The organism is Streptomyces sp. NPDC017246 (assembly GCF_044331325.1).
In the GTDB taxonomy this organism is placed as follows: Bacteria; Actinomycetota; Actinomycetes; order Streptomycetales; family Streptomycetaceae; genus Streptomyces.
Map to the genome: position 1 here is coordinate 442,832 of NZ_JBIRMW010000003.1, position 13,529 is coordinate 456,360.

Sequence of the window (13,529 nt, forward strand, 5' to 3'; positions counted from 1 at the left end):
CGGGGGCGGGGAGCAGGTCGGCCAGGTTGCGTATCCATAACGGGTCTAGTTCGAGAGCGGTGGCCCCGGACGCGTATGCGCAGGGCTTGATCAGGGGGAGCGTCAGGATGCGTCGCGCTCTCCGGTGGTCACCGCCGGCCCGAGAGGAACCCCTCGTGGATCGCAGGTCTCTGCTCACCGTCGCGACAGGAGCGGTGAGCGCGGTAGCCGCCTCCCAGATACCGGCGAGTGCGGCGTCCCCCACGCACACCGCTCAGGGACACCGTCCCGTCGCCGCCTTCAACGTCATCAGCGACATCCAGGGGGATCTCCGGGACCTCGGGGTGGCGTTGGAGGACATGCGCCGGACCAACCCCGCGAGCGCGGGCCTCGCCGTCGCCGGAGACATCACGCCGCGCGGGTACGACGCCGAGTACGCGGCGGTCACCGCCGAGCTCTCCCGCCACACCCACGCCCGGACGGTCGCCTGGGCCATCGGCAACCACGAGTTCTACGTCCCCAAATGGCGTGACCCGTCGACCCTGGCGCAGGAGACCTGGCCCAACGGCACCACCGAGGACTCGCTGTTCCGAAGCTTCTACGGCTTCGCGGGCCGCAACACGGTCTACGCGGAGCACTCCTTCGGCGGCATCCCGGTCCTGAGCCTCGGCACCGAGAAGTACATGCACTTCCACGACCCCGAGCTCTGGGACGAGGTGTGGCTCAGCGAGGCCCAACTCACCTGGCTGGAACAGCGCCTCGCGTACTGGGCGCGCCGCCGCAAGCCCGTCATGGTCATCACCCACCACCCCCTCCCCAACACCGTCTCCGGCAGTCACAACCGCCTGTACTCCCGCGACTACCTCCAGGCGGACCGCCTGCTCGGGATCCTCGGCCGCCACCGGGACGTCTTCCTCTTCTGCGGCCACACCCACTGGGACCTCGCCCTCTCGGACTGGTACGTCCGCCGGATCGTCCCCGGCACGGCCAACCTCGACGGCTTCTCCGTGATCAACACGGGTGCCGTGCAGACGGGTTACACGGACGACGGCCAGGGCGGCGAGGTCTCGGTCCCCGGCACCTTCAACCAGGGCCTCCAGGTCGAGGTCTTCCACGACCGCGTCGTCGTCAAGGCCCGCGACTTCGCCACCGGCAGCTGGCTGAAGCAGATCACGGTCCCCCTGTCGACACGGATCTGACCCCGGGGACCCGGCGGCGCGCCGCGCCGGGCCACGACGTGTGACACGCGTGCCCGTATCGCGTCCCACCGCGACGCGATACGGACACGCGGGACGCGCGGCACACGGGCCAGTCTCGGGTCTCACGGGGACGCGTGGCACACGTACCCGTATCGCGTTTCACTGGAAGGTGACGCACGCCCGCACCCCGCGCGGTGGCCGATGCCGCTGCCCCGGAACCCCGGCGGGCCGGGCACAGCCGGGAGGCCCCAGTGAACACGCACACACGACCCCGTTTCGACCCCACCCGCGTCCCCCACCTGCTGGGCTCGTTCGCGCCTGTGACCGAAGAGGTCGACGTCGTGGACCTGGAGATCACGGGCGAGATCCCGGCGACGCTGGACGGCCTGTACCTGCGCAACGGCCCCAACCCCCGCTTCACCCCGATCGGCTCCTTCCTGTACCCCATCGACGGCGACGGGATGCTGCACGGCGTATGGCTGTCCGAAGGCCGTGCCCGCTACCGCAACCGCTTCGTACGCACCCCGGCGATGAAGGCGGAGGAGCGAGCCGGCCGGGCCCTGTGGGGCGGCGTCGAGTCGCTGATCACGCCGGACGCCGGCCAGGTCGGAGCGGAACTCGCCGGCACGTTCAAGGACCTCCCCGACATCAATGTCGTCCGGCACGCCGGCCGCCTGCTGGCGCTCGCCGAGTCGGCCTGCCCCTTCCGGGTCGACGACGGCCTGGAGACGATGGGTCGCGAGGACTTCGGCGGGGCCCTGCCCGTGGGCATCACCGCGCATCCCAAGATCGACCCGGTCTCGGGCGAGATGTTCGTCTTCTGCTACGCCCTGGAACCGCCGTACCTCACGTGGTCGGTCGTCGCGCGCGACGGTGTCGTCGCCCGGGGGCCGACGCCGGTGGACGGCATGGACGAGCCGATGATGATCCACGACATGGCCCTGACCGACCGCTACGTGGTCATCGTCCTCGCCCCCGCCTTCTTCGACCTGGACGCGGTGATGACGGGCGGCTCGCTGCTCGCCTGGCGACCCGAGCGCGGCACCCGCGTCGTACTGGTCCCGCGTGACGGCGGAGCGCCCGTCTGGGCGGCCGACGAGGCCTTCTGGGTGTGGCACACCGTGAACGCACACGACGAGGGATCCGACGCACACGCCCCGGTGGTCCTCGACTACGTGCAGTGGAGCAGGCTGACCGTCGGCCAGGCCCCGGAGGCCGAGGCGGAGCCGGTCACCGTAGGTCTGGTGCGGGCCCGCATCGATCCGGCGGCGGGCAGCATGACCCGCACGGTGCTGGACGACTCGCGCGTGGAGTTCCCCCGGGTCGACGACCGGCGCATCGGCCGCCGCCACCGCTACACGGCCCTGGCCACGGAGACCGGACAGGCGGATCTCCTGTCCGGCGAGTACGACGCCCTGCGCTTCTACGACGTCGAAACCGGCACCACCCGCGTCTGGCCGGCCGGAAACCTGGCAGTCGGCGAGCCGGTCTTCGCGCCCGAGCCGGGCAGCGACTCCGAGGAACACGGCCACTGGCTGACGTACGCCACGGACCGCACCGACGGAACGAGCTGGCTCCTGGTCATCCCCGCCGAGGACCCGGCTTCGGGACCCGTGGCCAGGGCCAGGATCCCGGTCCGGGTCCCCCTCGGCCTGCACGGCTGCTGGCTCCCCACCGACAGCGGATGAACCGCCCGGGACGCGGACGCCCGGGGCCGGATCGCATCAGGATCGGCTACGGAGCTCGGGAGCAGCGGTCACGGACCCCGGCGCCGGGGGTGGCGCCGGCGGAGGCTCAACGGCGCGGCTCCACGGACGTCCACCGGCAGCGCCTGTTCACTCGTCACGGTGGACCCTGCCCGTGCCGCTCGCGGGCCGAGGGCCGACTCGGGCAGCGTGATCTTCGTGCATCCTCTCCGTACGACGGGTCTCCTCCTCGCCGCGCTCCTGGCCGGCGGATGTGTAGGCGTCCCTCACGCCCCTGCCCCGCGGCCGTCCGACCGGTCCGCCCACCTCGTGCCGGCCGCCGAACGGCCTCCGTCCCCGCTCCCGACCTGGCCCGCCCTCACCCCTGCCGCCCCGCGCGAGGACCTCTCCGTCACCGACCCCACGCCGGGCACCGCGCCACCGAGGGCGCCGGCCCGGTCCGTCCCCGAAGCTGCGAAGAGGGACCGTGCTGTTGGCGCGCCCGCCGCCCGGCAGCCCCCGGCCCACCGGACGGCACCGACGAGGCGCCCGAACGCCAAGGGGCAGCGAAAGCCCGCGAAGCCGGCCCCCGTCGCGGTGGGCGGTAACACGCCCACGAAGCCTCGGCCGCAACAGAGGCGACAGCCGTCGAGCGGCCAGGTTCCCGAAATGCGCCAGCTCTGCCGTCAGGCCGAGGGCATCCAGGCCCCCATGGGCGCCGGGGAGCTCTGCAAGTCGATGTACGGCCGCTGAAGTGACCGCGTCCGGGGGGCCTGCGGGTTCGATGCGCGAGCTCGCGCGGACACCTCGCCACGAGCTCGCTGAGCATGAGTGCCCGACATGCCGGCGCGTGGAGAGGTGGCGCGTGTGAACCCATACGCGTATCACAGCGAACGCGCCAAGGCAGCCCGCCAGGCCCACCTATGGCCTGAACTCTTGCAGAGAGTGACGGTATGGCGGATGATTCTCGGCCGTGACGATCTTCTTCGGCGCCTTGCTCGGCGTGTTCCTCATCGTGCTCCTCAGACTCTTCCTCAACTCCCGCCGAGTCACCCGATGGGTGCGTGAGCACTTCGTGGCCGCCGACTACGGTCTCGTGCCCCGGGCGATCCTCGACCCCCAACGCCCGGGCCCGCCGCCGGCGCCGTACCGGCTCCAGGAGATGCGGGCCGTGGCCGACGCCGCGTGGGAGGGTGACTGGCACGCGGCCGAAGCCTATGTCGACGCGGCCGGCAAGGACTGGGACGAGCGCTGGTCCAGGATCGAGCTCCTGCAGCAGGTCGCCGGTGAGGACGAGGCCTGGCTGGAGGCGTGGCGTACGGCAAGACCCGAGAACTGCGACGCGGCGACCGTCCGCGCCGGCCTGATGGTCCACCAGGCCTGGGAGATCCGAGGGACCGAGTACGCCAACAAGGTCCCGCGCGAGCGGATGGCCCGCTTCAAGGCCATGCTCCCGGCCGCGATCACGGAAGCACGGAAGGCCGCGCTGCTCGACCCCGAGAACCCGGGCCCCTGGGTCGTCATGGTCACCGCCGCCCGCGGAGCCCAGTACGACCACGACCAGTTCCAGCCGCTCTGGGACGGACTGGTCTCCCGCGCCCCGTACCACTACTCCGGCCATTGGCAGGCTCTTCAGTACTGGTGTGCCAAGTGGTTCGGCAACGACAAGCTGATGATGAGGTTCGCCGAGCAGGCGGTCCGGAAGGCTCCGCAGGGCAGTCCCCTCGCCGGAATGCACCTGCATGCGCTGGAGGAACTGGCCAAGCAGACCGACAGCTTGGCGCAGCCCGTCACACGCGCGGCGAGGAAGCGCCTGGACGCGGTCGCCGCTTCACTCGCCGCGGTCGCCCCCGACAACGAGCACCTGCCCGTACTGCGGCATCTGCTGGCGCACCACATGCTGCGCGCGAAAATGTACGCGGCCGCGCTGGAGCAGTTCCGCCTGATCGGCCCGTGGTGCGGGGCCGAGCCCTGGCGCAGGAACGGAGACCCGGTGGCGGCCTTCGAGCTCGCCCGGGGCACCGCGGCGAAGCTGTCGGGCGTCGCACCTTCCCCGACTGCGGCGATGACCCACGGGATCGGTCACTAGCCTCGATTCCGATCGGAGAGCCAAGGGAGTAGTCGGCTACGCCCATGCCGGAAGCGCCCGTTTTGCCCGGCTCGGTAGCATGCAGTGCATGGCCATCAAACTTGAGAACGTCGGCATCGCTGTTCGCGACCTCGAAGCAGCCCTCTCCTTCTTCACCGACCTCGGTCTCACGGTCCTCGGCCGTGACACGGTCAGCGGTGACTGGACCGACACGGCCGTCGGCCTCGATGGCAACCACGCCAAGATCGCGATGCTCCAGACACCGGACGGTCAAGGCCGCCTTGAGCTATTCGAGTACATCCACCCCGAAGCGATCGAGACGAACCCCACCCGTCCCAACGAGATCGGCATGCATCGCGTCGCCTTCTCGGTCGACGACATCGACAAAGCCCTGGAGACAGCCGCGAAGCACGGATGCCATCCGCTGCGCGGTGTGGCGACCTATGAGGACGTCTACAAGCTCACGTACGTCCGCGGTCCCAGCGGCATCCTGGTGATGCTCGCGGAGGAGCTGAAGAAGAACTGACGGCTGATCGGGTCGCATGACCGCCAGTGGGTGTTATGTGGCATCGGATTCTGAGCGCGGCCGAAGCCTAAGGGACGCCGAGTGCCGGATCGAGACGCACCGTCCCAGATCTCATGCAGGGTGGTCGACGCGGCTGTCTGCCCCCGCCTTCGGCTCCGTAGCGGGTGACGGCCCCGCTCAGAGGTCCCTGACCCCCGGGTAGTGAACCCGAAGTCCGCTGAGCACGCGCTCGTCGGCAGCCCTGACGTCCCACAAGGAACTGTCGAATTCGGTCAGGACCACGACCAGCACGCCTTCCGCGAACCCGCAGGCCTCGGCGTCGATCAGCTGGATGCCGGGAGCGGTCAGCGAAAGCAGCGTCAGGGTGTCCATGCCGTCGCCCGCGGAACGGCGCTCCAACTCCGCGGTGAGGTCCCACTTCTCGTCACACTCGACACGCCAACGCAGCTCCAGACCGAAGCTGCCGAGCCGGACCAGCAGCTCAGCGAGGGTCACATAGTGACTTCCGTGCCAAGCGGGGAACGTGATCCCTTTCATCCCCGCTTCAGCTTCAGCTGTATACCGCGACAAGTGATCCCCCTCGTTCGGACGCACCAGGCTACGGAAGAGCCACCTCATACGACCCACCAGGGCCCTAGAACGGGCGATAGGTCCGGTACGTGCCTTCCAGCGATACGACCGCTGCATCAGCGACGTCCGCCCGTGGGCCTGCCGCGCAGCACTCCAAGAACGCGCGGACCCGCGCACCCGGCCATCCGGCTGCGGCCGCTGCTGCCCAGAAGCGCAGTCCATCGTAAGAATCCAACGGTGCGAGAAAGTCGAGGATGTAGTCGACGGTTGCCGGCTCGGGCACCAAGCGCAGCATGGCGACAGCTCGGAGGGCCCCGTCGGCAAGCTCCGGTGTCCCGCTGTCCAGACACCATCGCACAGGGGCAGAGGTTCCCTCTTCGGCGCAGCGCAGACGCACGATCGAGTCGCCGAGGGCGTCGTGCAACGACGTCGCGTCCCGGGGCTGCTGAGCCAGATCGCTCAGAAACGGGACTGCCGGCCGGTGATCGCATGCTCCGAGAGCCATGACCATCTGGTACTGGGTTTCCCACGTCCGTCGATCGCGCACCTCGCGCTGGAGGGCCCGCAGCAGCGACGGGCCGGCAGACGGGGCGGCGAGTCCGCGCAGTCGCTTCGCAGCCGCACGGCGCTTCGCCGAGGCCCTGTCGTCAAGCTGGACCACTGCCTCGTCCAACGTCAACACCGCGTTTCCCCCCTTGAGATCTGCTTGCACCGCAAGGCTAGGTCCGCCCACTGACAGGGGGTTGCCGCTTTCTTCCGGCACTGCCTGGAGCAGTGGGGCACCGCCGGTCCACTCCGGGCGTTCGGCATCCGGGAGGGTGCTGGCGAGGTGCTTGCGGGCACGATCGATCTGCGTTTCGCAGGAGAAGGTCTGGCGCCAGGCCGGGTGAATCTCGCCTACGGCCTCTATCCGTCCTGGCGGGGGCGCGGCCTGGCGAACGGTGCGTTCCTGCTGGCGTCCATGCACGCGGCGAGTGAGGGCGGGGCGGAGGTGGTGATCCAGGTTGATCCCGAAAATCCCGCATCGGCCGCAGTCACGCAGCGGGCAGGGTTCCCGCTTCTATGGGTGGATATCGGCGGTGCCCATTTTGGGCTCGCCATAACGGCCGTCACAGTGGCATTGTTCGCTGCTTTCGGCGGCGCCCGGTGGGGCCTGATCATCGGTGGAGCGGCCGCGGCATGGTTCGGTCTCGTCTTGGTGGTGATGCTCCTTCGCGGCCGCGGTCGGTGGGCTGCAGTCACGCGTGCGTGCCTACCTCCTGACCTTCGGCTGGGGCGGTTGGATGGCCCGGATGCTGCGGGCATGGAGCCGAGGGACAGTCGCGGCGCCTGACCCCTGGAGCAGCTGAGCCCCCACCTGCAAGTCGAGCCGGTGATCTCCGCGTAGAAGTCGGCCCTTGGGCGACCGAGGTCGTCGCCAGTTCGCGGCTGCGGGCCAATGTCAGACCCTCGCGAGAGGATCTCCTCATGACGATTCTTCCCGCCGAAGAGGCGCTGTCGAGCATGCCCGATCTGTCCAGCCACGCCGAGTACGAGGCCGCCCTCCGGCGCCTGCGCGAGGCCTCGCAGTCGTACTACGACGACGGCGACAGCGCCCTGGACGACACCTCGTACGACCGGCTCCGGCTGGCTGTACTGGCCTGGGAGGAAGACAACCCCGCCGATGTGTCCCCGGATTCGCCCACCGGTCTGGTCGCCGACGGTGCCGCTCCGGTCGGCGAAGTCGCGCACACCACCCGGTTGCTGAGCCTGGACAACGTCTTCGACGCCGAGGGGCTGGTGGCGTGGGGAGCTTCCGTGCAGCGCCGTCTGGGCTGTGCCCCCGAGGGCGGTTTCACGGTCGAGCCGAAGATCGACGGTGCCGCCGTCGCCGCCCGGTACCGGGCCGGCCGTCTGGTGCAGGTCATCACCCGTGGCGACGGCAGTCACGGCGAGGACGTCAGCCACGTCATCGGCCAGATCGACGGGCTGCCCGAGCAGCTCGCGAAGGCGGTGACCTTCGAGGTCCGTGGTGAGGTCGCCTTCACCCAGGAACAGTTCGAGACGGCGAACGAGGTTCGCACCGCCCATGGGGCGCAGGTCTTCGTCAACCCCCGCAACGGTACGGCGGGCACGCTCCGGGCGAAAGACCGGCCGTACCGGCTCCGGATGACGTTCTGGGCCTACGGAGCGGTCGAGCTGAACCGAGCCCTGGACGGGCAGTTGGACGGGCAGCGGGTTGGAGGGACGGAAGAGGAACCGTTTCTGCCCGCCGGTGCGACGCACGCCGAGACACTGGCCGCAGTGGCTGAGGCCGGCGTGCAGACGACCGCGGCCTCTCCCGCCGGCCTGCACGTCGTCGCCGACCTCGCCGCGGCACAGGAGAGGATCGACGCGGTCGCCGCGATGCGCGCGGAGCTCCCCGTCGGCATCGACGGCGTGGTGGTCAAGCTGAACGACACCGCCGAGCAGCAGTCGGCCGGTTTCGGCACCCGCTTCCCGCACTGGGCCATCGCGGTCAAGCTGCCCGCCGTCGAGCGGCAGACCGTGCTTCAGGAGGTCGTCTGGGAGGTCGGCCGTACCGGGGTCCTCGCTCCGACCGCGATCCTCACCCCGGTCGAGATCGACGGGTCCACCGTCACCCGGGCCACCCTGCACAACCCCGCCGACATCCGCCGCAGGGACCTCCACCTCGGTGACACCGTGACGGTGTACAAGGCAGGCGACATCATCCCCCGCGTCCAGGCGGCCGTGGTCCAGCTCCGCCCGGCCGGAGCGCAGGAGGTTCCGCTGCCCGAGGCCTGCCCCAACTGCGGAGGGGACATCAACAAGTCCCAGGAGCGCTGGCGCTGCGCGAAGGGCACCGCGTGCGCGCTCCCGGCGCTGATCGAGTACGCCGCAGGGCGCGAGATGCTCGACATCGACGGCCTGGGCAAGACGTACGTGGCGGCCCTCGTCGAGTCGGGCGACGTCACCGACGTCGCGGACCTCTTCACCCTGACCGTCGACCAGCTCACCACGGCCGCCGGCAGTTCCAAGCGGGCGGTCAAGCTCGCCGAGCAGATCGCGGCCGCCAAGGCCCGCCCCCTCAACCGGGTGTTCTGCGCGCTGGGAGTGCTCGGCACCGGGCGCAGCATGTCACGCCGTATCGCCCGCCACTTCGGCACGATGGACGCGATCCGTGCGGCCGACGTGGCCGAGGTGCAGGACGTGGAGGGGATCGGCCCGGAGAAGGCACCGGTCATCGTCGAGCAGGTTGCCGCGCTGGCCGCCGTCATCGACAAACTCATCGCGGCCGGCGTGAACATGGTCGAGCCCGTGGATCCGTCGGCGGCGCAGGGCGGAGGACCGCTGGACGGCCAGGTCGTCGTGGTCACCGGCAAGATGGCCGGTCCGCTGGAGGGCCTGGGCCGGTCCGAGATGAACGCCCTGATCGAGAAGGCCGGCGGGCGCGCGGGCAGCAGTGTCAGCGCCAAGACGTCCATCCTCGTCGCGGCACCGTCCGCGAACGGCAAGCCGAGCTCGAAGGCGGTCAAGGCCGCCGAACTCGGCGTGGAGGTCCTGACACCGGAGGCCTTCGCCGAGCGGGTCGCCGACTATCTGCCCTGATGGGTACGCGCGGCGGGGGACAGGCGGCCCGCTGTGTGGTGCTGTCCAGTGCGGCTCCCACGCGGATCACAGCTCCACACGAAGGTCATCCCCGTCATCGCCCCAGAGTCCACACGGTCGTCCTGGTGCTGCGCCTGCTGTGGTCGGCGGCCTTCGAGTCGTACTCCGACGAGCGTTACGGCCACCGGCCCGGATGTGCGCTGTCCTTGGACGGCCGGGCCGTGTGGGTCTATCGGCCGGACGTGACGGCGCGACGGGGAAGCGGGGTCGACCAGTGGGTCGTGTACGACGCAGACAGCGGGGCGGTCCTCGTCTGCCAGGCGTCGTCCTGGGTGGTGCGAGTCAGGGCGGGGAGCAGTGGTTCCGCCACCACCTGGTCGACGTCCGAACGGGCGCGGTCGGCGACGAGATCGCCGTCGAGGCGACCAGCCCGTACGAAATGAAGCCCCTGGGCGACGGCTCATGGCTCACCGACGGGCCCGACGGACGTCCTGTCCGCCGGGCCCGGGCCTGCTGATGCGGCGATCGTCCGGAGCCGAGCGTGACGCAGCCAGGGCCGTACTGGTGATGGCCTGGCCTGTGGCGGCGCGGCGGAACTTCACAACTGCCGGTTCGATCTGCGGAGCACGTCACCGACGTTCTGGTAGGAGTCGATTCTGTGTTGGGCACGGCGCACGCGTTCCTCCCGGTCTCCCACGAAGAGCGCCTGTCGTCCAGGGTGGTAGGTGCTGATCACCTCCAGGGTCCGGTCGCGGACAGCTCCGGGGTGTGTTTTGAGCAGGCGGCGCCACACGCTCTGGGCTTGGCCGCCCTGGAGAAGTACCACTTCGGTCCTCGGCATCAACCTCAGCAACTGCCTCAGGACCTCGACACCGGCCTGGAGCTCGGCCGCCTTGGGCAGGCGGTTGATGTACCAGGGGTAGGCATTCCAGGGAGTGACGTCCTGTGGCGCGACCCCCGCCCCCTCGAAGATCAGGGCCTGGAGCTCGGCCGTCGGATCGTCGTTCTCGACGCAGAGGAATCCGGACCCGACACCCTCCTGCGTCTTGGGGCCGGGGTCCCGCAGAACGGACAGCACGCGAGCCTCCACACCACCGTGCCAAGGTGCGACATACGGCATCCAGCCACGCCCGTCCTGCCCGCGCAGCGCGTCGACCAGCTCATTGATCGGACGGACATGAGGGGCATAACGCTCCTGCTCCTGCTCCAGCCGGAACGCCTCTTCCCGCATCCGTCCTGCCATGCTCACTCCCACACCGCTCGGCACCATCGCCGTGGACCCTACCGGGCCGCCGATCCGCGTCCGCGGGCGATGAGTACGGTCGCTGTGACAAGGGATTGCGCGCAAACGTGCCACGACATCCCCCGAGGCTTCTCGGGTGGAGCAGGCGACGGTGCGCTGACCGCCTGTCGGACATCTGCGTGACCGATGGGGTGCGGCAAGGGGTGTCCCCCTCGCTCACCATTTCCTGAAGGGCGCCATGTGCCGGCCCGGATCGGGTTGTGGGATACCCCTACGGGTGAACCCGGGCCGTCAAACGGGGCGCGCGAGGCACGGGTGTATGAGCCGGGAGTCGGGCACGCCCTTCCGTGCGACCAGGCGCCGTTGGGGTACGACCGCTCATGGGCAGGATCGCGGGGGACCCCGACAGAAGGGGGGACCTCGAAAGGAAGGCCCATCGTGGCAAGTGAGTTCCAGCGCGACAAGCTCGTCAACATGTTCCGCGCGTTCGACGTCGACGACAACGGCTATCTCGACCAGCGCGACTTCCAGGCCCTCGCGGAACGCTGGAAGGCTCTGCCTCGTGTGTCACCGGGATCCGAGCTGGCCGCACGCGTGGACACGGTCGTACTCGGCTGGTGGGACCACCTCGCGGCCCACGTGGACACGAACAACGACGGCAAGGTCGACCTGGACGAGATCCTCGCCATGGTGGACCGGCTGCCCGCGATGCGTGAGGTCGTCGCCGCGACCGCCGAGACCATCTTCGACGCCGTCGACGAGAACGGCGACGGTCGTATCTCTCCCGCCGAGCACCGGCAGCTGGTCGATACGTGGCACGGCGAGAGAGTCGACGTCGCCGACGTCTTCGACCATCTCGACGGGGACCGGGACGGTTACCTCAGCCGCCCCGAGTTCACCGACCTGTGGATCCAGTTCTGGATCAGCGACGACCCGGCCGAGCCCGGCAACCAGCTCTGCGGCCCTGTCCCGACTCGCGCCTGACGCCGAGTGCCTGAACTCGGCGTCGCCCTGAGGGCTGCGGCCGGCCGGCGGAGGGAGAAGCGATCGGCAGCACATCCCCCGGGAGGATATCGCTCCGCGTGGGGCAGAGTCCGGGCTGGGCCGGCTGGAACACGGCTACTAGAGGGGAGGGGGCACCTCGGGGGACCGTCGTCATGGCGCGCCTGAAGCCTCCCGTGGGGAGCCGGGAGGGAGGCGCGGGCCCGCCCACGCGAGAGCGGCGCGGGGCGGGGCCGGTGCGGTTTCGGTGATGCCGAACCGCGTGCCTTCACCCTGCCACCGCGCTGTGCGGACGCACCAGAGGCGTGCGTGAATCAGTCGTCGGCATATGCGTGAGGATCAGGGACGGCCGGCGAGGGGGCACGCCGGCCCGGAGCTCGTGCGGTGTGCCCCGGACCGCACCCGCTGGGGACCGAACCGACGAATGGACGGACCATCCGATGCTCGCGCGCGCATGGGCCCACCGGCCTGAGGAGACGGTGCGAGGTGGGGTCTATTGGACCTCGGTCCAAGCAAGGCCGGGGTGCTCGACCGTGGTCGTGCTGGTCCAGCCACCCCAGTACGGGTCTGCTTTTTCGGGCTGCTCCCATCCACCTTCACTGCATTGACGCCTCTTGACCGTGGCACCCGCCTCGGGCGCGGCTGTGAGACTGATGGCCGTCGTCGATGTGTACGTGACTGCCGCAGCGGTCCCACGCCGACGGAGACGACCGGATCCACCTCGCCCGCGACGGGGAAGGCCGCCCGCACGACGAGGCACGGCATCGCCTGGCCTGGTACGCCGGTCGTAGTTCCGTGCGTGCAGGGCTGGCTCGTTACCGGCCGGCGCGAGTTCTTCGGATCTTCCGGCTCAGCTGAACCAGACCACCATGCGTACGTGCTCGTCGCCGTGCTCGGCGGCCAGGGCGCGCATCGATGCCCACACCGGGGCCCAATCGCCTTCCGGCGGAACGAACATCCTGGCCGTGAAGACCACCGGACGGTACACGGCGCCGTTCAGATGGACCTCGCCACCCGACGGCCACTCGAACGGGAACAGGTCCTCGCCGAAGAGCTCCTCCGCCGCGTCGAGTACCTCGATCGGTGCCCAGGGCACGCCGTTCAGGACGAGTTCGCCATCCGGCCCCGGTCGCCACTCGCCCAGACGGTTCCCGTCGGGCCTGCTGCAGAGCGGTGCGTCCCAGTCGAGCGCCACGATCTCGGCCCACGTCGCGTACGAGTGGCTGTGGTTCAGCTCGTCGTACGCCTTGGGTACCTCGTCGCAGGAGTCCTCCGGCCATCCCCGCTGATCGAACACCGGCCGCTCCACTCCGAGGGCTCCGCCGCAGCCGAACAGGCACTCGCTGGCGTCCCGCGCCTTGCCGAGGTCGAAGTCGAACAGAGTGACCTTCATCTCCCATGCCCCGCCCGCCGTACGCGCCTCGATCAATCCGTCGATGAACGTCCCCATGGACGCCGATAGTAGGGGGCGGCCTGCCCTGGGGGCGGTGCGGGAGACGGGACCGGGAGCCGGTGCGGGAAGTGGTTCGCGAGGCAGGCGAGACGGCCGCCGAGGTAGAGACGGGTGACCCACCGTCGGCCCTCGCCCCGCGGTCGGCCCGTGGCGACGGCGAGCCCGAACCATCAATGGATTCTCGACGATCGACGA

General features: G+C 70.0%; 10 protein-coding genes. 7 read left to right on the forward strand and 3 right to left on the reverse strand.

What is annotated here, in order from left to right; genetic code table 11:
• Positions 1–155: 155 nt before the first annotated feature.
• From ACH4MY_RS10390 to ACH4MY_RS10405, 4 genes are all read left to right on the forward strand, one after another.
• Entirely contained in the window at positions 156–1,178 is a 1,023-nt protein-coding gene (locus ACH4MY_RS10390) for a metallophosphoesterase family protein (protein ID WP_398000318.1), read from the forward strand.
• A 251-nt stretch (positions 1,179–1,429) separates the two neighbouring features.
• A complete protein-coding gene (locus ACH4MY_RS10395) occupies positions 1,430–2,866 on the forward strand; it encodes a carotenoid oxygenase family protein (protein ID WP_398000320.1) in 1,437 nt (478 codons plus the stop codon).
• A 970-nt stretch (positions 2,867–3,836) separates the two neighbouring features.
• Positions 3,837–4,952 (forward strand): hypothetical protein, encoded by a 1,116-nt coding sequence (locus tag ACH4MY_RS10400; protein ID WP_398000323.1) that lies wholly within the window; start codon positions 3,837–3,839, stop codon positions 4,950–4,952.
• 88 nt (positions 4,953–5,040) lie between these two features.
• Positions 5,041–5,478, forward strand: a complete 438-nt coding sequence (locus ACH4MY_RS10405) for a VOC family protein (protein WP_398000325.1) — start codon at positions 5,041–5,043, stop codon at positions 5,476–5,478.
• Between the two features lie 177 nt (positions 5,479–5,655).
• Here ACH4MY_RS10405 and ACH4MY_RS10410 read toward each other — a convergent pair whose 3' ends face one another.
• Complete coding sequence (locus ACH4MY_RS10410) at positions 5,656–5,973, reverse strand: hypothetical protein (protein ID WP_398000327.1); 318 nt, start codon at positions 5,971–5,973, stop codon at positions 5,656–5,658.
• 883 nt (positions 5,974–6,856) lie between these two features.
• On the opposite strand from ACH4MY_RS10410, the gene ACH4MY_RS10415 reads away from it, so the two are divergent.
• Positions 6,857–7,381 carry a GNAT family N-acetyltransferase gene (locus ACH4MY_RS10415; protein ID WP_398000591.1) on the forward strand — a complete coding sequence of 175 codons (525 nt, stop codon included), beginning with the start codon at positions 6,857–6,859 and terminating at the stop codon, positions 7,379–7,381.
• A gap of 134 nt (positions 7,382–7,515) precedes the next feature.
• Positions 7,516–9,636 carry an NAD-dependent DNA ligase LigA gene (gene ligA, locus ACH4MY_RS10420; RefSeq protein WP_398000330.1) on the forward strand — a complete coding sequence of 707 codons (2,121 nt, stop codon included), beginning with the start codon at positions 7,516–7,518 and terminating at the stop codon, positions 9,634–9,636.
• Positions 9,637–10,234: 598 nt separating this feature from the next.
• Here ligA and ACH4MY_RS10425 read toward each other — a convergent pair.
• Complete coding sequence (locus ACH4MY_RS10425; RefSeq protein ID WP_398000333.1) at positions 10,235–10,879, reverse strand: uracil-DNA glycosylase; 645 nt, start codon at positions 10,877–10,879, stop codon at positions 10,235–10,237.
• Between the two features lie 438 nt (positions 10,880–11,317).
• Here ACH4MY_RS10425 and ACH4MY_RS10430 point away from each other — a divergent pair, with 438 nt between their 5' ends.
• Positions 11,318–11,863 (forward strand): EF-hand domain-containing protein, encoded by a 546-nt coding sequence (locus tag ACH4MY_RS10430; protein WP_398000336.1) that lies wholly within the window; start codon positions 11,318–11,320, stop codon positions 11,861–11,863.
• Between the two features lie 868 nt (positions 11,864–12,731).
• On the opposite strand, the gene ACH4MY_RS10435 is transcribed toward ACH4MY_RS10430, so the two are convergent.
• Positions 12,732–13,331 carry a hypothetical protein gene (locus ACH4MY_RS10435; RefSeq protein ID WP_398000338.1) on the reverse strand — a complete coding sequence of 200 codons (600 nt, stop codon included), beginning with the start codon at positions 13,329–13,331 and terminating at the stop codon, positions 12,732–12,734.
• Between the last annotated feature and the right edge of the window lie 198 nt (positions 13,332–13,529).